Consider the following 20008-nt stretch of genomic DNA (forward strand, 5'->3'; position numbering starts at 1 on the left):
TTATCCTTTACTTCCACCGTTAGTGAGGCCGCTGACCAGCGTTTTTTGTAACCAGATAGCGATAAACAAGGGCGGGACCGAGGCGAGAATACCGACCGCGGCCACCAGACCGTCGTCGGTGGCGCGCCCGGCGGTAAAACCGGCGATGGTAACCGGTAGCGTCTGGGCGGCGATATTGCTGGTAAACAACAGCGCGTAGAAAAACTCATCCCACGCCAGCAGCCAGCCAAACAGCGCCGACGCCCCCAGCATCGGTTTTGCCAACGGAATGGTGATCCGCAGCAGGACCTGCCAGACCCGCAGCCCATCCAGCCGCGCGGCCTGTTCAATGTCCTGCGGCAGGGCGTCGAACTGGTTTTTCACCATCCAGGTGAGGAACGGCATGATCAGCGAGCAGTAGACCAGCACCAGCCCGCTGCGGGTATTCAGCAGCCCGAAGTGTTCGAGAATAAAATAGAGCGGCAGCACGAAGGCCACCGGCGGCACCATATAGATACCCAACCCGGCGTACAGCCAGCCGTCGCGTCCAGGATAGCGCGAGAAGCTGAAAGCGGCGGGGACCGCCAGCAGCAGCGAAACCAGCGTCGCGCCGGCGGCCACCAGCAGGCTGTTGCGCAGGGCCGGGAGAAACAGCGCCCCCGGTTCGCCGGGCTGCAGCGACAGCAGGCGGCCGTAGCGGCTAAAGTCCCACTGGCGGGGTAGCCATTCCAGCGGCACCCGGGTCAGATCGGCGGTGGCGCTGACGCTCATTAAAAATAGCCACGCCATCGGGGCGAGAATCGACAGGGCGACCAGCAGCGCCGCCAGATAGCGCAGCAGAGTGCGGATTTTACGCTTCATATTCTCGGCTCCGACGACGCTGGCGCAGCAGCATAAACAGATACAGGGCGATCAGCAGGGCGCACATCAGGGTCATCAGAATGGCATACGCCGCGCCGCTGCCGGCGCGGAGATAGCTAAAGGACTCCTGATAAACGAAAAAGCTCAGCGTGCGGGTGCTATCCAGCGGGCCGCCGCGGGTCATCACGTAGATGATATCGAATACCTTGAAGGCGTCGATGGTGCGCAGAACCAGGGCTACGCCCAGCGGCGCGGCAATCGCCGGGAAGGTAATGGCGCGGAACCGCCGCCACGCCGAGGCGCCGTCAAGGCGGGCCGCCTCGTACAAATCTTCAGGAATGGACTGCAGCGCCGCCAGCACCAGTAAGGTGACCAGCGGATAGTTCTTCCAGATATCCGCCAGCATCACCGCATTGAGGGCTGAGTCCGGCGATCCCAGCCAGCTGCGATAGCCGTCGATGAGGCCCAGCTGGCTGAGCAGGGCGTTGACGCTGCCGTAGTCCGGGTTGAAGTTGAGCCGCCACATCATCGCGTTAACGATAGTGGGCAGCGCCCAGGGCAAAATGACCAGCACCCGCAAAAGGGTGCGCCCGACAAAGCGCTGATTGAGCAACAGCGCCACCAGCACGCCGATGACCCCTTCGATGGCGACGGAGACCACGGTGAAATAGAGCGTGCGGGCGAAGGCGGCGCGAAAGTCCGGGTCGGTTAACGCATACAGATAGTTATCCAGCCAGACGTAGTTCGTCGCATCGCCATTCCCCACCAGCGCGGTATCGGTAAAACTCAGCCACAGGGTGCGTGCCAGCGGCCAGGCCGTCAGCAGGAACATCACGATCAGCATGGGCGCCAGCAGCACCCATGCCTGACGATGCTCGCGTTGTTGCAAACTCAGCATCAAAAGTCCTTAACGCAGGCGCGCCGCGCTTTTATCGACGGCCTGCATGGCGGCTTCCGGGGCGGCTTTACCTTGTAAAACGGCCTGAAGCTGCTGTTGCAAGGTGTTGGAGAGTCGCGAATAGTCCGCGGTTTCCGGCCGTGAGAGCATGACGTTCAACGACTTATCCGCCGCGGCGATCAGGCTCTCCTGACCGTTGGCGACCGCCGGGTCGCGATAGGAGGATTTCCACACCGGCAGGCTCAACTTCGCGTATTTATCCTGGACCGGTTGCGAGGTCAGATAGTGAATATACTGCCACGCCTGCTCCGGATGCTGGCTGGCTTTGGCAATCCCTAACCCCATTGACCCGTTCACGGCTCCGGGTTTGTCCGGCGTATCGCCGGGCGCAGGAATAATGCCGACATCGCCGGCCACTTTACTCTGTTTCGGGTCGTTGGCCATGTTGTACATGTAGGTCCAGTTCAGGGCGAAGGCCGCATCGCCGTTGGAGAAGGCCTTGCGGACGTCCTCTTCCAGGTATTCGCGGGACGCCGGGTTGCTCAGCCCCTCATCCAGCGAGGTTTTCATCAGCGTCACGGCTTTCAGCGAGGCCGGGGTCGAGAAATCCAGTTTGCCGTTCTGATAAAACTGACCGCCAAAGCCGGAGACGAGGGTCGTGTAGTCGCACACCAGCGCCTCCGCCTGCGACCAGCTCCATACCAGCGGGTATTTCACGATGCCTTTATCCTTGATGATTTTGGCGTCGTCCAGCACCTGTTGCCAGCTGGTCGGCACCTGCTTGATCCCGGCTTTGTCGAGCATCGCCTTGTTGTAGTAAAGATACTTGGTGTCGAGGATCCACGGCATGCCCAGCGTTTTGCCCTTATAGACCACGGTATTCATCGCCCCGGGGAAGACTTTCTCCCGTTCATCGGCGGGGATGCGGGCGGAGACATCCTGCAGGAGATCGAAATGGCTAAATTCGGCAGGCCATATGGCATCGAAGAGCACCACGTCGTAGCCGTTGCCGCCGGCGCCGCGCGCGGCGACGATTTTGTCATGCAGCGCTTCGTAAGGGACGAACTCGAGGTTGATTTTAATATCCGGGTTCTGCTTTTCGAAGTCGGCGGTCATGGCGCGAATATCGTTTTCACTGTACGCCGCCTGGGTCATAAACAGGGCGTTAACCTGGGTAGCGGCGGCTGCCGCACTGCCGCTGATGACCAGCATCGCCAGCAGACCGACTTTCATCCGAAGTGCACTGTGGTATTTCATGTTGCTCTCCACTGTACTGAAAAGAGGGATATGATTAATTAAATCAATTTGATTGATTTAATTGGGGCGACAATACGGCCGGGACTTCATTCGTGGCCCTTGGCATAAGCGTAGCAAAGCTTATGCCAGCCGAAAGGCCGTCTGAGAATGTCATTGCGCGAATTGTGACGCTGGCTAAAATTGCAGCATGATGCGACCAGGACGGGACACAATGAAAACATCGGGAACCAACCTTGAACATGCGCGTGTGCACAACCGGCGGGTGGTGATTGAAGCCGTGCGCCTGCACGGAAAATTGACCCGGGCGGAGCTGGCGCGATTAACCGCTCTGACCCCGCAGACGGTCTCCAATATTGTCGCCGAGCTGCAGCAGATGGCGATCCTCACCAGCCACGAACCGCGGCGGGCGGCGGGGCGCGGCCAGCCTGCGGTGCCGGTGAGCCTGAACCCGGCCAGCGCCTGGTCGATCGGCATCCACCTCGATCACCAGACGCTGATTATCGTGCTGGGTGATCTCACCGGGGAGATCCATTTCCGCCGGCTCATTCTGGTGCAAAAGCCCCAACCTGGTGCCACCTTTGCCCGCATTGCCGAGGTCGTGCAGGAGATGAAAACCCTCCCCGGGCTCGACTGGAGCCGGGTGCTGGGCATGGGCGTGGTGATGCCCGGGCCGTTCGGCGTGGAGGGGATCTCATCAACCGGACCGACCACCCTCAACGGCTGGGAGGGGGTGGATGTGGCAGCCGAGCTGGCGCGGATAAGCGGACTGCCGGTGACCCTGGAAAACGATGCCACGGTGGCGGCCATCGGCGAACGTTTCCACGGCGTCGCCCGGCGGCTTAACTCGTTTGTTTATCTGTACATCGGTACCGGGCTGGGAGCCGGGATCTTTACCGACGGCCATATTTATACCGGCCATGCGCATAACGCCGGCGAGATCGGGCATATCGTGGTGCAGCCGGGCGGACGGGCCTGTTATTGCGGCAATCAGGGCTGCCTGGAGCGCTACGTCTCCCTGCAGGCGGCCTATGAATTTTGCGGGCTCGATCCCTACCGGGCGCTGCCCGAGGATCTGCTGGCGGTAGAGGAGGCGCTTTTCGACCGCTGGATTGAGACGGCGCTACCGCCGCTGCGCCAGGCGATCAACCTGCTGGAGTGCGTCTTCGATGCGGAAACGGTGGTGGTCGGGGGGATGATGCCGGCGCCGCTGCTGGAGAAAGTGCTGGCCCGCTTGCCGCCGCTGTATCAATCGGTGCGCGGACGCTACCTGCCGGCAATGCGGGTCAAGATGGGGATGACCGGCACCGACACCGCCGCCCTCGGGGCAGCCGCCCTGCCAATTTTTGATGAGTTTAACCCGCAGTTTCAGGCGCTGATGAAGTAGGGCCGCTGCGCGGGTTACGGCGTCGGCTCCGCTCAGCAAGGTCCCAGCCCGCAGTTCATCGGCGACAGGTCCCCGCAGAGGACCACCGCCGCCGGAGACCCATCGCTAGCGGGAAAGCGGTTCATTTCATCGCATTATGCTTTCGGCAGCGGCAAATTATGGATCTGGAGTACCGCCTTCGCCGCTTCCTGGCCCTTTTTGATGAAGTGCTGGCTGTAAAAATCGATGAACTCGGCGGCGGGCTGGAAGTTGTGTGGCGTCAGGGAGACGGAGAACACGGGGACTTCGGTCGCCAGCTGAGCCTGCATCAGGCCGCTGACCACGGCCTGGGCCACGAAGTCATGGCGATAGATGCCGCCATCGACCACCAGCGCGGCGCACACGATGGCATCATAGTTTCCGCTTTTTGCCAGCCGCTGGGCGAGAAGCGGCATTTCAAATGCGCCGGGAACATCCCAGCTGTCGAGCGCATAGTCGACCTGCTGACGATCCAGCTCCTGCTGAAAACCGCTCTGGGCCTGGCTGACGATGTCGCTGTGCCAGTTGGCTTTGATAAAGGCGACGTTTAACGATGGCATGACACACTCCTGTAAAATGAGCGCCTCAGGCGAGGCGCGTCTAATGATATCTCTTATATTCCGCTTTCAGCGCGAAGCAGCGGTACGGATTGGAACAGACTGTTAACATTATACTGTAATGTCAAGGGACGAAGCCCGCCTTTCTCCTATGCGCGGTACTTAATATGAATCCTGATACTGTTTTGCCCGCCTTCGTCGCTTTCTGGCAAAGCTAAGTGATTTAAATACTTTGTTATTTTTCGCGTTATCTCACATCTTCGGAGGTAAAAAAACAACGCGGAAAGAGTACCGGCAGTCATGGCAAAAAAACCGTCGATCTATTTGCATCAGCAGCAGCGCGACCTGATTCGTCAGCTTTCCCGAAGCTGGCTGTGGCGCAGTGAACTCCCCACCTGGCTATTAATTATAACGGTTTATGGCGGCTGGTTCGCGACGCTGGCCTGCTGGCAGACGCTGGGCCTTTTCCCGGCCACCGTGCTGCTGATCTGGTTTAGCGCCTGGTATATGTCTTTGCAGCATGAGCTGATCCACGGCCACCCGACGTCGCGTCCCTGGCTGAACCAGCTCCTGGGTACCCTGCCGCTGGCGGTATGGTATCCCTACGGTCTCTATCGCGATTCGCACCTCGCGCACCATCACAACGTCAGCCTGACGCTGCCGGTGGACGATCCCGAATCCTACTATTTTACCGCGGAACGCTGGCGGCGTTTCGCCCCCTGGCAACGGCAGGTGATTCATCTGCGCAATACCTTTCCCGGCAGGCTGCTGCTGGCACCGCTGCTGGACATTATCCAGACGCTCGCCGGCGCAGTCAGCGCCTTTCGCCATCGTCAGGGCAAAGCAATGGCGATGTGGGGGATTCATGGCGTCCTGCTGGCGGGGGTCTTTGCGTGGATCGCCCGCTGTGATTTTTCGCTACTCTATTTCGTGCTGGCGGTCAGCTATCCGGCGCTGGCGCTAACCAAAGTCCGTTCCTTCCTGGAACACCGGGCCGCTGACGACCCGCTGGCCCGGTCGGTGATCAATGAGGCGGGGCTGCTGTGGCGGGTGCTATTTCTTAACCTCAACTACCACGCCGTGCATCACGACCTGCCCGGCGTGCCCTGGTATGGTCTGCGCAAGATTTATCTGCGGGAGCGGGCGCATTACCAGCAGCGTAACCACGGTTTTCTGGTGCGCGGCTACGGCGAGTGGTGGCGCGCTTTTTGGTTTAAGGCGGTGAATGTCAACGCCCATCCCGGCGTCAGGGAAGCGCCCCCAGGAGAGAATCATGAGTGATGCGATCGATTTTCCGATGTATGCCATCGGTCTCGAGGAGACCCGCGCGCTCTGGACGGCGGTGCGGGAGCTGCTGCTGGCGCAGGGGATAGCGGTGGATGAGGGGCCTGCGTCAGCAGCATCGCCGGATCTGCTCTCCCGCTGGCGTCAGCCGGATCTCCTTCTCAGCCAGACCTGTGGTTATCCGCTGGTCACCCAACTACCGCAGGTACAGACGGTGGGGTGCTTTCACTATTCGGCGCCCGGCTGTGAAGGGATCTATTATCGTAGCCTGCTGGTGGCGCGTGAGGCGGATAAAGGGCGGCAGCTGGCCGATTTTCGCGGCCGGCGGGTGATATGCAATTCGCCCGATTCGCAGTCCGGCTATAACGTACTGCTGAAAATGGTCGCCCCGCTCGCCCACGAAGGGCGCTTTTTCGCCGGGGTGATTTTTAGCGGCAGCCACCGACAATCGCTTATCGGCCTGCAGCAGGGGGCGGCGGATATCGCCGCCATCGACTGCGTCACCTGGGCGTTGCTGCGACGCCACGAGCCCGCGTTGCTCGATGGCCTGGCGGTGGTGGGGCAAAGTCCGCTGGCGCCGGGGCTGCCGCTGATCAGCGGGCCGCAAACGTCGGCGGCAACCCTCGCCGGCTTAAGAGCGGCGTTGCGCCAGCTGGTGAGCGCGCCGCGCTATCGCGATCTGTGCGAAGCGTTGCTGATCCGCGGTTTTAGCTCGCAGACCCGGGAAGCCTATTCTATGCTGCTGGCGTGGCGCGAAACGGCAAGAAACAGCGGCCTGACGCGGCTATAAAAGCCGGAGAAGGCCGGACCTTCTCCGCAACGTCCGTTAACCCGCGCCCTGTGATTGCCGTAGGCGGGCAAAGCGGTTTTCCGCGGCCGGGAGGCCCAGCTTTTCCCGCAGCGTTCCTGGCCGATAGCCGTTACGCATCGCGCCGTTGCGTTGCAGAATGGGCACCACCTGCTCGACAAAGCGGTCAAAATCGCCCGGTAGGAGCGGGAACATCAGGTTAAAACCGTCGGCGGCGCCGGCCTGCCAGGTTTCGCTCAGCGCGCTGGCGACCTCTTCGGCGCTGCCCATCAACAGCCAGCTGTCGGAGCTTTGCAGCAGCAGACGACCCAGTTCGAGAATCGTCAACGCCGGGTCGTAATGGCGGATCAGCCGCAGCGCGGTGCGAATACCGTCAAAGGTCTCTTCATCCGGCAGCGGCGGCAACGGCTGGTCGACAGGATAGGGGTTGAGATCCATCCGCAGGTAGGAGGAGAGCAGATCGATCGCCATCTGGTCGCTCATCAGGCGGTCGTTGAGCTGCTGGCGCGCCGCTTTTTCCGCATTTGAGTTGACCACCACCGGCAGGACGCCGGCAATGATTTTGAAATGCGCCGGGTCGCGTCCCTTCGCCTGCAGCCGCTGATTCATCTCCTGACGATAGGCCAACCCCTCCTCGATAGACTTAATAAACACGAAATGCATATCGGCCCAGCTCGCCGCCAGGTTTTTCCCCGCCTCCGATGACCCCGCCTGTACCAGCACCGGATGGCCCTGCGGCGGGCGCGGTACGTTCAGCGGCCCGCGCACGTTAAAGAACTCCCCCTGATGGTTGAGAGAGTGCACCTTCTGCCGATCGGCAAATAGACCGCTCGCTTTGTCATACAGCACGGCGTCGTCTTCCCAGGAGTCCCACAGTCGGGTGACAACGTCGATAAACTCACCGGCGCGCTGGTAGCGGTTGCCATGCTGCGGTAGCTGGTCGAGGCCGAAATTCGCCGCTTCCTCCTCCAGCCATGAGGTGACCACGTTCCAGCTGGCCCGGCCGTTGCTCAGCAGGTCGAGCGAGGCAAAATAGCGCGCCAGGTTATACGGTTCGTTATATGACGTGGAGGCGGTCCCCATCAGGCCAATGTGCTCGGTGACGGCCGCCAGCGCAGAAAGCAGGGTGATAGGCTCCAGTCGCGCGTTGGCGTAGTGCGTCAGACCGCTGGGCACCGTATCCCAGATGGCGATATGATCGGCGACAAAGATGGCGTCGAGACTGGCCGCCTCGGCTTTTTTCGCCAGGCTGGCATAATAGTTCAGGGTAAAGATTTCTTTGCCGGGCGCCTGCGGGTGGCGCCATGAGAAGCGGTAATCTCCCTGGGGATTAAAGAAAAACAGGTTCAGAATCATCGGGTTTTTAGACATGGATGCGGCTCGTTTTGGTGATGGCCATCCCTGGCCGGGGAGATTACCGGCGCGTGAGGTTGGCATTAACCCACTGTTCGGCGACGGCGGCCGGATCTTTGTGCTGCAGATCGACCTGCTGATTCAGTTCGATCAGCGCCGCGTTGTCGAGCTTGCCGGAGATGTCATTGAGGACGTTGCCGATCTCCGCAGTCAGGCTGGCCTTGCGCACCAGCGGCACCACGTTCTGACTGGGTTGCTCGTGCTTATCGTCGACCAGAACCACCCAGTCCTCTTTCGCCAGGTTACCCTGCGTAGAGACTACGGTGGCGACATCGATTTTGCCGGAGTTCAGCGCCAGGCGGGTCAACGGTCCGCCCATATCCAGCGACTTCACCGCCTTAAACTCAAGGCCGTAGACGCGCTTGAGGCCCGGGAGTCCAAGCGCGCGAACCGCCAGCTCCGGCGGCCCGCCGATGGTCAGCTCATGGGCGATCGGCTGAAGATCGGAAAGCGTTTTTAAATGGTATTTTTTCGCCGTCTCCGCGCGTACCGCCCACGCGGTAATTGAGGTGGCCGGCGAGGGGGCGAGCAGGGTGAAGTCGGCAGGCAGCACCTTCGCCAGCTCCGCGCTGACGTCGCGTTGCCGGGTGGCCAGCGTTTTGCCGTCATAATAGTTGAGCAGGGCGCCAAGATACTCCGGCACGATATCGATCTCACCGCTCGCCAATGCCGGCAGAATAATCTCGCGGTTGCCGAGATTGAGTCGGGTTTTCACCTCGATATTATTTTTCTTTAACGCGCTGGCATAAATATTGGCGAGAATCGAGCTCTCGGTAAAATTAGCGCCGCCGACGGTCACGCTTTCCGCCAGGGCGCTAAAACTCAGGCTCACTAATCCGGCGGCCAATAATGACATGCGCAAACGGCGATGATGAACAGAAAACCCCGGTATATGTTTCATAGTGCCTCTTTCAGTGCAGGTGATTTATGGTTATTGGATGTTGACTCAATACTCTGGCGCGAGGGGGGTATGGGTCACGCTTCGGTTAAGAGAGGAAAAGAGCAGTTCGCAGCCGATGGCCAGCAGCGAGACCACCAGCGAGCCGGCGATAACCTGCGGGATATCCCGTTGCCCCAGACCGTCAATCAGGAAGCGGCCCAGGCCGCCAAGACCGGCATAGGCGGCGACCACCGCGGTGGCGATCAGCTGAACCAGCGCCGTGCGCATCCCGGCGAAAATCAGCGGCGAGGCCAGCGGGATACGGAGCTGCCAGAGGCTTTGCCATGGCGTCATTCCCAGCGCGGTGGCCGCATCGCACAGCGAGCGATCGGCGTGATAAATTCCCACCCAGGCGTTGGTGAGAATGGGCGGAATCGACATCGCCACCAGCGCAGTGAATAGCGGAATATCATTAAAGCCAAATAAAATAATGCACAGCAAAATCAGCCCTAATGAGGGGATGGCGCGGCCAATATTAAACAGGTTGATAATTAAAAAGGCGCCTTTACGCCAGTAGCCGAGCGCAATACCCAGCGGCAGGGCGATGGCCGAGGCGATCAGCATGCTGATGAGCACATAATAAATATGCTCGCCCAGACGGATCAAAATACCCGCCTCGCCGAGCCAGTGTTCGGGCTGTGTCAGCCAGCGGAACGTTGCCAGTAAGATATCCATTAGCGTGCCCAGGGGGTTATCCAATAGCCGACGCGCGCTATCAGTGAGTCCAGTACCAATGACAGCATGAGGCTGAGAGCCAGGCTGACAACAATGGGGGTGAGAAAATCCTGGTTAAAGCCCGCCAGCAGCAGCTGCCCCAGTCCGCCCTGGCCAATCAGGGCGGTGACGGTCACCAGCCCGACCAATGTCACGGCGGCAATGCGCAGGCCGGCAAACAGAGCAGGCGCCAGCAGATGCAGCTCAATATCAATAAAACGATACCCGCGGGTGTAGCCGAGCGCGCGCGCGGATTCCAGCACGGCAGCCGGCAGTTTCTCAATCCCGGCGACGACGTTGCGTACCAGGATCAGCAACGAATAGAGCGTTAACCCGATGACCGACGTGGTAAGCGACAGGCCGGTAAAAGGCAGCAGGAGAATAAAGAGCGCCAGCGACGGGATGGTAAACAAAATCCCGCACAGATAAATTAACGGCTGGGCGGCCGCGGGCCAGCGCAGCGTCAGGCCGATCAAGGCCCCCGTCAGGAGGGTAGCGAACAACAGCGAGACGCAGACCAGCTGCGTATGTTGCCACAGCAGTTCGCCGATCATGACGTCGTTATCGACGATCCAGCGCCAGTCAATCATAGCGGCGTATTTCCACATGGCCGTCCAGGACGTGCCGGAGCAAGGTGTGAGAAATGCTGCCCTGGTATTGCCCGTCGGCATCGACATGAACCAGCACGCCGCCGGGCGCATCGAGTAGCGCGCTGTAGGCAAAGCGCAGGCTGTTCGCCGCCGCTAACGGCGGCGCGAGCGGCAGGGTAAGGCGTTTATCCGGATCAAACCAGTGCAGCGGACGCTGCTGGCTATCCAGCACCAGCCGCAGCGGGCTGTTCACCACAGGATGGGGGCTGGCGATCGGCGCCAGACTTTCATCTATCAGCGCGACATCATGTCGCGGCAGCTGGCCGACCTGGATCATTCCCAGGCGTTGCAGATTCGGTTCCGGGCCGATAAAGCGGCGGACGAACTCGCTGGCCGGATGCGCTAGAAGATGGTCCGGGCTGGCAAATTGCGCCAGCGCGCCTCCTTCTTCGAAGATCGCGATTTTATCGCCCAGCCGAATGGCTTCATTGATGTCGTGCGTGACCAGAACGATGGTTTTATGCAGGCGCTGCTGCAGGAGTAACAGCTCATCCTGCAGACGCTGGCGCACCACCGGGTCAATCGCGGCGAACGGTTCGTCCATCAACAGAATCGGCGGATCGGCCGCCAGCGCCCGGGCAATGGCCACGCGCCCCTGCTGTCCGCCGGAGAGCTGATGCGGGTAGCGCGTCAGCAGATGGCGATCCAGAGACATCAGGTCAACCAGCTCGTCAATGCGCGCGCGGATCTGCGCTTTGCTCCAGCCCAGCAGCCTGGGCACCGTTGCGATATTTTGTGCTACCGTGCGATGGGGAAACAGGGTGGCGCTTTGCATGACAAAGCCAATGCTGCGGCGTACCTGAATAATATCGGCCTGCGCAATATTGACCCCCTGGACATACACGTTGCCGGAGTCCGGTTTATCGAGCTGATTTATCATGCGTAATATCGTGGTCTTGCCGCATCCGCTGGGGCCGACGAAAGTGCAAAACTCACCGCGATTAATCATCAGGTTAAGGCCGCGTATTGCCGCGTGCGCGCTGCCGGGGTAGGTCTTGTTGATGTTTTCTAATCTGATCATGGGGAATAGTAGCGCTCTGAATTTACTGGAAATTTATAATTTTCATCGGCGGAGATGCATAAAAAAACAAATTACAGAGAGGCATCAGGGAGGGCAAATACGTTATTTGCATTTGCATAGTTGGAATGCGCGGGTTTTTGCGGTTCTTGTCCGCTTGATTAGCACGTTGTTTTCATGATTTGTGATGCTCAGCACAAATGGCTATAGGGTTGGTTTTTGTTCGTATGAAAAATTGCATCTGATTTTAATCAAGAAATTACGTGCTGGGAAAATGACAAAATGCAGTGTTAAATTTATGTTTTAAATGATGGTGGGTTTGTATGAAATAGTTTGCGTAATAATGAATAAAACATACTTTTACAAACAAATAAGGCCAAAAAGTGTGACCTCCTGCGATATTTAAACTAGGGAAAATCTTATTTGTCATTATATTTTATTATTTACGCCGTGAGTTTAATGATGATTTCGACGAATAATCCCCCCGATAGCGGTTAAATATCAAACTCCGACCCCGTAAAATAGCCTAAAAATTAACCTTTGTTATCCCCATAAAATATTTTTATCCGCGCATATTTTTTTGACTGAAATCATGATTATTTTTGGTTTTTTTAATTTAACTGTTTGAAATTTATCTTTGTTTTTTGTTTTTGCTCGCCAAGTAAAATACCGCTTAGAGGTGTTTGTGAGTGGTCTCACATAACCGTGCGATCGCCATTTGCTACACTCCACGGCGTCGAGAAAATAAATAAAGTGGGTTGCTATGAATACGATTCCTCTGCCAAAAACACAGCACCTGGTGGTTTTCCAGGAAGTGATCAGAAGTGGTTCCATTGGCTCGGCGGCAAAAGAATTAGGATTAACGCAACCGGCGGTCAGTAAAATCATTAATGATATTGAGGCTTATTTTGGCATTGAGCTGGTGGTGCGGAAAAATACCGGCGTGACGTTGACCAATGCCGGCCAGGTGCTGCTGTCGTGGTCTGAGTCGATCACCCGCGAAATGAAGAACATGGTGAATGAGATGAACAGCATGAACTGCAATACGGTCGTTGACGTCTCCTTCGGCTTCCCGTCGCTGATTGGTTTTACCTTTATGTCTGACATGATCCATAAGTTCAAAAAGGTGTTCCCCAAAGCCCAGGTCTCCATGTACGAAGCGCAGCTCTCCTCATTCCTGCCGGCGATTCGCGACGGACGGCTCGACTTCGCCATCGGTACGCTGAGCGATGAAATGAAACTCCACGATCTGCACGTGGAGCCGCTGTTTGAATCCGAGTTTGTGCTGGTGGCCAGTAAATCCCGAACACGCACCGGCACCACCACGCTGGAATCGTTGCACAACGAACAGTGGGTGTTGCCACAAACCAATATGGGTTATTACAGTGAGCTCCTCGCCACCCTACAGCGCAGCGGCATCAACAGTGAAAACATCGTTAAAACCGACTCCGTCGTCACGATTTATAATCTTGTTCTCAATGCTGATTTCCTGACAGTTATTCCCTGCGATATGGTCACGCCGTTCGGTTCCAACCAGTTTATTACCATTCCCGTTGAACAGGCCTTACCGGTAGCGCGCTATGCGGCGATTTGGTCGAAGAATTATCGAATCAAAAATGCCGCCTCGGTATTGGTGGAATTAGCGAAAGAATACTCAGCCTATAATGGCTGCAGGAGACGCCAGTTAATTGAAGTTGACTGATTAAACGAGCTTATTTTTATTAATTATAAATTCATACCAGCGCGCTGATTTTCAGCCTTTGGTAACGGCTAACTATACCCTGAATAATTTAAATTGTCGCATCATCGCCGGTTGTTTATCCGACTGCGGAACGGACAGTTTGAAGCGTGAGGGGATGATGATTTAATACCCTGATCAAGAGGCTATAATGCATATTACATACGATCTCCCGGTTGCCATTGAAGATATCCTCGAAGCAAAAAAAAGATTAGCAGGTAAGATTTATAAAACGGGAATGCCGCGCTCGAATTATTTCAGCGAGCGTTGTCAAGGCGAAATATTCCTCAAGTTTGAAAATATGCAGCGCACCGGATCTTTTAAAATCCGCGGTGCGTTTAATAAGCTTAGCTCATTAAGCGAAGCGGAAAAACGCAAGGGGGTGGTGGCCTGTTCCGCCGGTAACCATGCGCAAGGGGTCTCGCTTTCCTGCGCGATGCTCGGCATTGACGGCAAAGTGGTGATGCCAAAGGGGGCGCCGAAATCGAAGGTGGCCGCCACCTGCGATTATTCCGCGGAGGTCATTCTTCACGGCGACAACTTTAACGATACCATCGCCAAAGTTAGCGAAATTGTTGAGCTCGAAGGCCGTATTTTTATTCCGCCTTATGACGACGCCAAAGTGATTGCCGGACAGGGCACCATTGGTCTGGAAATTATGGAAGATCTGTATGATGTCGATAATGTCATTGTGCCAATTGGCGGCGGCGGTCTGATTGCCGGAATCGCCATTGCGATTAAATCCATCAACCCGACGATTAGAATTATTGGCGTCCAGTCCGAAAATGTCCACGGCATGGCGGCATCGTATTATGCGGGGGCGATCACCAACCATCGTACCAACGCCACCTTAGCCGACGGCTGTGATGTTTCGCGTCCGGGAAATCTGACCTATGAAATTGTGCGCGAACTTGTCGACGATATTGTGCTGGTCAGTGAAGATGAAATTCGACATAGCATGGTGGCATTAATTCAGCGGAATAAAGTGATTACTGAAGGGGCTGGCGCGTTGGCCTGCGCCGCATTATTAAGCGGCAAGTTAGATAGCTATATCCAGAACCGAAAAACGGTCAGCATTATTTCTGGTGGCAATATCGACCTTTCCCGCGTTTCGCAAATTACGGGTTTAGTTGACGCTTAATCTTATTGTTGAGGACAGGATATGAGTACTACTGATAGCATTGTATCCAGCGAGACAAGACAGTCATCCTGGCGTAAATCGGACACCACCTGGACGCTGGGATTATTTGGTACCGCCATCGGCGCCGGGGTGCTCTTTTTCCCCATTCGCGCCGGGTTTGGCGGGCTGATCCCGATTCTGTTAATGCTGGTTTTAGCCTACCCCATCGCCTTCTACTGCCACCGGGCGCTGGCGCGTTTATGCCTCTCCGGTTCTAATCCTTCCGGCAACATTACGGAAACGGTGGAAGAGCACTTTGGTAAGACCGGCGGGGTGGTGATCACGCTCCTGTATTTCTTTGCCATTTGCCCGCTGCTATGGATATACGGCGTTACCATCACCAATACCTTTATGACCTTCTGGGAAAACCAGCTCCAGATGCCGGCGCTGAACCGCGGCTTTGTGGCGCTGTTCCTGCTGCTGCTGATGGCGTTCGTCATCTGGTTCGGGAAGGACCTGATGGTTAAGGTGATGAGTTTTCTGGTCTTCCCGTTTATCGCCAGTTTGATTCTGATTTCACTGTCGCTGATTCCTTACTGGAACTCTGCGGTTATCGATCAGGTTCATCTCAGCGATATCGCCTTAACCGGCCACGATGGCATCCTGGTGACCGTATGGCTGGGGATCTCGATCATGGTCTTCTCCTTTAACTTCTCGCCCATCGTTTCTTCTTTCGTGGTTTCAAAGCGGGAAGAGTATGAAAAGGATTTCGGTCGCGACTTTACCGAGCGCAAATGTTCACAAATTATCTCCCGCGCCAGCATGCTGATGGTGGCGGTGGTCATGTTCTTCGCCTTTAGCTGCCTGTTTACGCTGTCTCCGCAAAACATGGCGGATGCCAAAGCGCAGAATATTCCGGTGCTCTCGTATCTGGCCAATCACTTTGCGGCCATGTCCGGCAGCAAATCGACTTTCGCCACGGTACTGGAATACGGCGCGTCGATTATTGCGCTGGTGGCTATTTTCAAATCGTTCTTCGGCCACTACCTCGGCACCCTGGAAGGTCTGAACGGGCTGATTCTTAAGTTTGGCTATAAAGGCGATAAAACACAGGTCTCCACCGGCAAACTGAACACCATCAGCATGGTCTTCATTATGGGCTCCACCTGGGTTGTGGCCTACGCCAACCCCAATATTCTCGACCTGATTGAAGCGATGGGCGCGCCAATTATTGCCTCGCTGCTGTGCCTGTTGCCGATGTACGCCATCCGTAAAGCGCCGTCGCTGGCGAAATACCGTGGCCGGCTGGATAACGTGTTCGTCACCGTGGTGGGATTACTGACCATCCTGAACATCGTCTACAAACTGTTTTAATTAAGCTCGGGACCCGCGGAGTCGTAACATGAATGAGTTTCCGGTAGTACTGGTGATTAACTGTGGATCGTCTTCAATTAAATTTTCAGTCCTCGATGCCACCACCTGTGATGTATTAATGGCAGGGATTGCCGATGGTATTAATACGGAACAGGCCTTTTTATCGATTAACGAAGGAGAGCCAGTAAAACTGCCTCACCGCAGTTACGAAGGTGCATTAAAGGCGATGGTATTTGAACTGGAAAAACGCGCTTTAATGGCCAGCGTGGCCTTAATTGGCCACCGTATTGCCCACGGCGGAAATATATTTACCGAATCGGTGATGATTACCGATGAAGTCATGGAGAATATCCGCCGGGTTTCTCCGCTGGCCCCGCTGCATAATTACGCCAACCTCAGCGGTATTGAGTCTGCACAACAGCTCTTTCCCGGCGTCAGGCAAGTGGCGGTATTTGATACCAGCTTCCATCAGACGCTGGCGCCGGAAGCGTATATCTACGGGCTGCCGTGGAAATATTATGAGCAGCTGGGCGTGCGCCGCTATGGCTTCCACGGGACCTCGCATCGCTATGTGGCTCAGCGGGCACATAGGCTGCTGGATCTGGCGGTAGAGGATTCGGGGGTGGTGATTGCCCACCTTGGCAACGGGGCCTCTATCTGCGCGGTGCGCAACGGGCAGAGCGTGGATACCTCGATGGGCATGACCCCGCTGGAGGGGCTGATGATGGGCACCCGCAGCGGGGATGTGGACTTCGGCGCGATGGCGTGGATCGCCAGCGAAACCCACCAGACTCTGAGCGACCTGGAGCGGGTGGTGAACAAAGAGTCCGGGCTGTTAGGCATTTCCGGCCTCTCTTCTGATCTGCGGGTGCTGGAGAAAGCCTGGCATGCCGGCCATGAGCGCGCGCAGCTGGCGATCGGGACCTTTGTCCATCGTATTGCCCGACATATTGCCGGACATGCCGCGTCGCTGCATCGCCTGGACGGTATTATTTTCACCGGCGGCATTGGCGAAAACTCGGTATTAATTCGCCGTCTGGTGATTGACCATCTGGCGGTGCTGGGGGTGAGGTTAGATCCGCAGATGAATAATTTACCTAATTCCCATGGTGAAAGAGTGATTTCCGCACTGCGCTCTCAGGTTATTTGCGCCGTTATTCCCACCAATGAAGAGAAAATGATTGCCCTCGATGCGATTCACTTAGGAAAAATTAACGCACCAGCGGAATTCGCATAACTTATTTTTGTCCTGTAGAGAGACTATTTTTCATGAAGGTAGATATCGATACCAGCGATATGCTGTATGCCGAAGCGTGGCAAGGTTTTAAAGGTACGGACTGGCAGCACGAAATTAATGTCCGCGATTTTATTCAGCACAACTATACGCCATATGAAGGGGATGAATCATTTCTCGCTGAAGTGACGCCGGCCACCGCGGCGCTGTGGGAAAAGGTGATGGCGGGTATTCATATTGAAAACGCGACCCATGCGCCGGTCGATTTCGACACCAATATTGCGACCTCCATTACCGCGCATGACGCCGGATATATCGACCAGGAACTGGAAAAGATCGTCGGCCTGCAAACCGACCAACCGCTGAAGCGAGCTCTGCATCCGTTCGGCGGCATCAATATGATCAAAAGTTCCTTCGATGCCTATGGCCGGGAAATGGATGCCCACTTTGCGTATCTGTTTACCGAGCTGCGCAAAACACACAACCAGGGAGTATTCGATGCCTACTCCCCGGATATGCTGCGTTGCCGCAAATCCGGGGTGCTGACCGGTCTGCCGGACGGCTATGGCCGCGGACGGATTATCGGCGACTATCGCCGCGTGGCGCTGTATGGCATCCGCTATCTGGTGCGTGAGCGCGAGCTGCAGTTTGCCGATCTGCAGGCAAATCTCGAGTACGGACAGAATCTGGAAGCGACCATTCGCCTGCGGGAAGAGCTGGCGGAGCACCGCCGGGCGCTGCTGCAAATGCAGGAGATGGCGGCGAAGTACGGCTGCGATATTTCGCGCCCGGCGCGCAATGCGCAGGAGGCGGTGCAGTGGCTCTACTTTGCCTATCTGGCGGCGGTGAAATCGCAGAACGGCGGCGCCATGTCGCTGGGCCGTACCGCAACCTTCCTCGATATCTACATTGAGCGCGACTTCAACGCCGGCCGCCTGACGGAGCGGCAGGCGCAGGAACTGATCGACCACTTCATTATGAAGATCCGCATGGTGCGCTTCCTGCGCACTCCGGAATTCGACACTCTGTTCTCCGGCGACCCTATCTGGGCTACCGAGGTGATCGGCGGAATGGGGCTGGACGGGCGTACCCTGGTTAGCAAGAACTCGTTCCGCTACCTGCATACCCTGCACACCATGGGGCCGGCGCCGGAGCCAAACCTGACGGTGCTGTGGTCCGAAGCGTTACCGGTGGCCTTCAAAAGGTATGCGGCCCAGGTCTCCATCGTCACCTCATCTTTGCAGTATGAAAATGACGATCTGATGCGGGTGGATTTTGACAGCGACGATTACGCCATTGCCTGCTGCGTCAGCCCGATGATTATCGGTAAGCAGATGCAGTTCTTCGGCGCGCGCGCCAACCTCGCCAAAATCCTGCTGTACGCCATCAACGGCGGGGTGGACGAGAAGCTGAAGATCCAGGTGGGTCCGAAGATGGCGCCGCTGCTGGACGACGTGCTGGACTATGAAACGGTGATGGCCAGCCTCGATCGCTTTATGGACTGGCTGGCGGTGCAGTACATCAGCGCGCTGAATATCATCCACTACATGCACGACAAGTATAGCTACGAAGCTTCGCTGATGGCGCTGCACGATCGCGACGTCTATCGCACCATGGCCTGCGGGATCGCCGGGCTGTCGGTCGCGACGGATTCGCTGTCGGCTATTAAGTACGCCCAGGTGAAACCGGTACGCGACCACACCGGACTGGCGGTTGATTTTGTTATCGACGGCGACTATCCGCAGTACGGCAATAACGATCGGCGGGTCGACAGCATCGCCTGCGATCTGGTCGAGCGCTTTATGAAGAAAATTAAAGTGCTGCCGACCTACCGCAACGCCGTCCCGACCCAGTCGATTCTGACTATCACCTCCAACGTGGTGTACGGCCAGAAAACCGGCAACACCCCGGACGGCCGCCGGGCCGGAACGCCGTTTGCGCCGGGGGCCAACCCGATGCACGGCCGTGATCGCAAAGGGGCGGTGGCGTCGCTGACCTCCGTGGCGAAGCTACCGTTTGCCTACGCCAAAGACGGCATCTCCTACACCTTCTCCATCGTCCCTGCGGCGCTGGGCAAAGAGGCGGGCGTTCGCAAAACCAACCTCGTGGGCCTGCTGGATGGCTACTTCCATCACGAAGCGCAGGTCGAGGGCGGTCAGCACCTGAATGTCAACGTGATGAACCGGGAGATGCTGATGGATGCCATCGCTCACCCGGAAAACTACCCGAACCTGACGATTCGCGTCTCCGGCTATGCCGTACGCTTCAATGCGCTGACGCGTGAACAGCAGCAGGACGTCATTTCACGCACCTTTACCCAGGCGCTTTAACGCCGGAGGAACGATGAGAAAGAGGATTGCAACACAACGCGCGCCCGGCGCTATCGGCCCCTATGTACAGGGGGTCGATCTGGGCAACCTGGTGCTGACCTCGGGGCAAATTCCGCTCTGCCCGCACACCGGCAATATTGCCGACAACGTTGCCGATCAGGCGCGGCAAAGCCTGGAAAACGTCAAAGCGATTGTCATGGCGGCGGGACTGGAAGTGGGCAGTATCGTCAAGACCACCGTGTTCATCACCGATCTTAACGACTTTGCCACCATCAACCAGGTGTATCAGCAGTTCTTCGATGAGCATCAGGCCGCCTATCCGGCGCGCAGCTGCGTGCAGGTTGCCCGACTGCCGAAGGATGTGAAGCTGGAAATTGAAGCCATCGCCCTACGTGAAGTCTGAAGTTCCGGCGGCGGGGCGTGCGCTCCGC

The 20008-nt window shown here is 57.1% G+C and carries 18 protein-coding genes; 9 read left to right on the top strand and 9 right to left on the bottom strand.

Going from position 1 to position 20008, the window contains the following annotated elements; all coding sequences use genetic code 11:
* The 3 genes from ACI2JR_RS13250 to ACI2JR_RS13260 are packed head-to-tail and all read right to left on the bottom strand — an operon-like array spanning position 1 to position 2995.
* A complete protein-coding gene (locus tag ACI2JR_RS13250) occupies positions 1-840 on the bottom strand; it encodes a carbohydrate ABC transporter permease (protein ID WP_132724579.1) in 840 nt (279 codons plus the stop codon).
* Positions 830-1738, bottom strand: coding sequence for a carbohydrate ABC transporter permease (locus tag ACI2JR_RS13255; protein ID WP_132724577.1), 909 nt, complete (start codon positions 1736-1738; stop codon positions 830-832). Before ACI2JR_RS13255 ends, ACI2JR_RS13250 begins: the two co-directional genes overlap by 11 nt.
* Positions 1739-1747: 9 nt before the next feature.
* Positions 1748-2995, bottom strand: coding sequence for an extracellular solute-binding protein (locus ACI2JR_RS13260; protein WP_132724575.1), 1248 nt, complete (start codon positions 2993-2995; stop codon positions 1748-1750).
* A 211-nt stretch (positions 2996-3206) separates the two neighbouring features.
* Here ACI2JR_RS13260 and ACI2JR_RS13265 point away from each other — a divergent pair, with 211 nt between their 5' ends.
* Positions 3207-4379 (top strand): ROK family protein, encoded by a 1173-nt coding sequence (locus ACI2JR_RS13265; protein WP_462478739.1) that lies wholly within the window; start codon positions 3207-3209, stop codon positions 4377-4379.
* A 134-nt stretch (positions 4380-4513) separates the two neighbouring features.
* On the opposite strand, the gene ACI2JR_RS13270 is transcribed toward ACI2JR_RS13265, so the two are convergent.
* Positions 4514-4957: a 6,7-dimethyl-8-ribityllumazine synthase gene (locus tag ACI2JR_RS13270; RefSeq protein WP_132724571.1), complete on the bottom strand. Its 444-nt coding sequence runs from the start codon at positions 4955-4957 to the stop codon at positions 4514-4516.
* A 297-nt stretch (positions 4958-5254) separates the two neighbouring features.
* On the opposite strand from ACI2JR_RS13270, the gene ACI2JR_RS13275 reads away from it, so the two are divergent.
* Together ACI2JR_RS13275 and ACI2JR_RS13280 are read left to right on the top strand one after the other, a co-directional pair.
* Complete coding sequence (locus tag ACI2JR_RS13275) at positions 5255-6235, top strand: fatty acid desaturase (protein WP_462478740.1); 981 nt, start codon at positions 5255-5257, stop codon at positions 6233-6235.
* A complete protein-coding gene (locus ACI2JR_RS13280; RefSeq protein ID WP_462478741.1) occupies positions 6228-7028 on the top strand; it encodes a phosphate/phosphite/phosphonate ABC transporter substrate-binding protein in 801 nt (266 codons plus the stop codon). The genes ACI2JR_RS13275 and ACI2JR_RS13280 overlap by 8 nt, the downstream gene beginning before the upstream one ends.
* A 36-nt stretch (positions 7029-7064) precedes the next feature.
* On the opposite strand, the gene ACI2JR_RS13285 is transcribed toward ACI2JR_RS13280, so the two are convergent.
* Genes ACI2JR_RS13285 through ACI2JR_RS13305 form a run of 5 tightly spaced genes read right to left on the bottom strand, consistent with a single transcriptional unit; the run spans position 7065 to position 11784 of the window.
* Positions 7065-8483 carry an LLM class flavin-dependent oxidoreductase gene (locus tag ACI2JR_RS13285; protein WP_462478742.1) on the bottom strand — a complete coding sequence of 473 codons (1419 nt, stop codon included), beginning with the start codon at positions 8481-8483 and terminating at the stop codon, positions 7065-7067.
* Positions 8461-9360 (bottom strand): ABC transporter substrate-binding protein, encoded by a 900-nt coding sequence (locus tag ACI2JR_RS13290; RefSeq protein WP_462478743.1) that lies wholly within the window; start codon positions 9358-9360, stop codon positions 8461-8463. Before ACI2JR_RS13290 ends, ACI2JR_RS13285 begins: the two co-directional genes overlap by 23 nt.
* A 45-nt stretch (positions 9361-9405) precedes the next feature.
* Positions 9406-10074 carry an ABC transporter permease gene (locus ACI2JR_RS13295; protein WP_132724561.1) on the bottom strand — a complete coding sequence of 223 codons (669 nt, stop codon included), beginning with the start codon at positions 10072-10074 and terminating at the stop codon, positions 9406-9408.
* Entirely contained in the window at positions 10074-10703 is a 630-nt protein-coding gene (locus ACI2JR_RS13300) for an ABC transporter permease (RefSeq protein ID WP_132724559.1), read from the bottom strand. Before ACI2JR_RS13300 ends, ACI2JR_RS13295 begins: the two co-directional genes overlap by 1 nt.
* A complete protein-coding gene (locus tag ACI2JR_RS13305; RefSeq protein ID WP_462478744.1) occupies positions 10696-11784 on the bottom strand; it encodes an ABC transporter ATP-binding protein in 1089 nt (362 codons plus the stop codon). The genes ACI2JR_RS13300 and ACI2JR_RS13305 overlap by 8 nt, the downstream gene beginning before the upstream one ends.
* Positions 11785-12544: 760 nt before the next feature.
* Between ACI2JR_RS13305 and tdcA the strand changes: the two genes are divergently transcribed.
* The 6 genes from tdcA to ACI2JR_RS13335 all read left to right on the top strand — a co-directional run bounded on the left by tdcA (position 12545) and on the right by ACI2JR_RS13335 (position 19980).
* Positions 12545-13483 carry a transcriptional regulator TdcA gene (tdcA, locus tag ACI2JR_RS13310; RefSeq protein ID WP_462478745.1) on the top strand — a complete coding sequence of 313 codons (939 nt, stop codon included), beginning with the start codon at positions 12545-12547 and terminating at the stop codon, positions 13481-13483.
* A 187-nt stretch (positions 13484-13670) separates the two neighbouring features.
* Complete coding sequence (gene tdcB, locus ACI2JR_RS13315) at positions 13671-14660, top strand: bifunctional threonine ammonia-lyase/L-serine ammonia-lyase TdcB (protein ID WP_132724553.1); 990 nt, start codon at positions 13671-13673, stop codon at positions 14658-14660.
* A 21-nt stretch (positions 14661-14681) separates the two neighbouring features.
* On the top strand, positions 14682-16013 hold the full coding sequence (gene tdcC, locus ACI2JR_RS13320) for a threonine/serine transporter TdcC (protein WP_132724552.1): 1332 nt from the start codon (positions 14682-14684) through the stop codon (positions 16011-16013).
* A 28-nt stretch (positions 16014-16041) separates the two neighbouring features.
* On the top strand, positions 16042-17250 hold the full coding sequence (gene tdcD / locus ACI2JR_RS13325; protein WP_462478746.1) for a propionate kinase: 1209 nt from the start codon (positions 16042-16044) through the stop codon (positions 17248-17250).
* Positions 17251-17282: 32 nt separating this feature from the next.
* Entirely contained in the window at positions 17283-19577 is a 2295-nt protein-coding gene (pflB, locus tag ACI2JR_RS13330) for a formate C-acetyltransferase (RefSeq protein ID WP_462478747.1), read from the top strand.
* Positions 19578-19590: 13 nt separating this feature from the next.
* On the top strand, positions 19591-19980 hold the full coding sequence (locus ACI2JR_RS13335; protein WP_132724546.1) for an enamine/imine deaminase: 390 nt from the start codon (positions 19591-19593) through the stop codon (positions 19978-19980).
* The last annotated feature ends 28 nt before the right edge of the window (positions 19981-20008 follow it).

The organism is Klebsiella sp. NPDC088457 (assembly GCF_044900465.1).
In the GTDB taxonomy this organism is placed as follows: domain Bacteria; phylum Pseudomonadota; class Gammaproteobacteria; order Enterobacterales; family Enterobacteriaceae; genus Klebsiella.

Bases quoted from the DNA above. Each gene is read 5' to 3' on its own strand.
- ACI2JR_RS13250 (WP_132724579.1), bottom strand. From the start codon at position 840: ATGAAGCGTAAAATCCGCACTCTGCTGCGCTATCTGGCGGCGCTGCTG.
- ACI2JR_RS13255 (WP_132724577.1), bottom strand. From the start codon at position 1,738: ATGCTGAGTTTGCAACAACGCGAGCATCGTCAGGCATGGGTGCTGCTG.
- ACI2JR_RS13260 (WP_132724575.1), bottom strand. From the start codon at position 2,995: ATGAAATACCACAGTGCACTTCGGATGAAAGTCGGTCTGCTGGCGATG.
- ACI2JR_RS13265 (WP_462478739.1), top strand. From the start codon at position 3,207: ATGAAAACATCGGGAACCAACCTTGAACATGCGCGTGTGCACAACCGG.
- ACI2JR_RS13270 (WP_132724571.1), bottom strand. From the start codon at position 4,957: ATGCCATCGTTAAACGTCGCCTTTATCAAAGCCAACTGGCACAGCGAC.
- ACI2JR_RS13275 (WP_462478740.1), top strand. From the start codon at position 5,255: ATGGCAAAAAAACCGTCGATCTATTTGCATCAGCAGCAGCGCGACCTG.
- ACI2JR_RS13280 (WP_462478741.1), top strand. From the start codon at position 6,228: ATGAGTGATGCGATCGATTTTCCGATGTATGCCATCGGTCTCGAGGAG.
- ACI2JR_RS13285 (WP_462478742.1), bottom strand. From the start codon at position 8,483: ATGCCAACCTCACGCGCCGGTAATCTCCCCGGCCAGGGATGGCCATCA.
- ACI2JR_RS13290 (WP_462478743.1), bottom strand. From the start codon at position 9,360: ATGAAACATATACCGGGGTTTTCTGTTCATCATCGCCGTTTGCGCATG.
- ACI2JR_RS13295 (WP_132724561.1), bottom strand. From the start codon at position 10,074: ATGGATATCTTACTGGCAACGTTCCGCTGGCTGACACAGCCCGAACAC.
- ACI2JR_RS13300 (WP_132724559.1), bottom strand. From the start codon at position 10,703: ATGATTGACTGGCGCTGGATCGTCGATAACGACGTCATGATCGGCGAA.
- ACI2JR_RS13305 (WP_462478744.1), bottom strand. From the start codon at position 11,784: ATGATCAGATTAGAAAACATCAACAAGACCTACCCCGGCAGCGCGCAC.
- tdcA (WP_462478745.1), top strand. From the start codon at position 12,545: ATGAATACGATTCCTCTGCCAAAAACACAGCACCTGGTGGTTTTCCAG.
- tdcB (WP_132724553.1), top strand. From the start codon at position 13,671: ATGCATATTACATACGATCTCCCGGTTGCCATTGAAGATATCCTCGAA.
- tdcC (WP_132724552.1), top strand. From the start codon at position 14,682: ATGAGTACTACTGATAGCATTGTATCCAGCGAGACAAGACAGTCATCC.
- tdcD (WP_462478746.1), top strand. From the start codon at position 16,042: ATGAATGAGTTTCCGGTAGTACTGGTGATTAACTGTGGATCGTCTTCA.
- pflB (WP_462478747.1), top strand. From the start codon at position 17,283: ATGAAGGTAGATATCGATACCAGCGATATGCTGTATGCCGAAGCGTGG.
- ACI2JR_RS13335 (WP_132724546.1), top strand. From the start codon at position 19,591: ATGAGAAAGAGGATTGCAACACAACGCGCGCCCGGCGCTATCGGCCCC.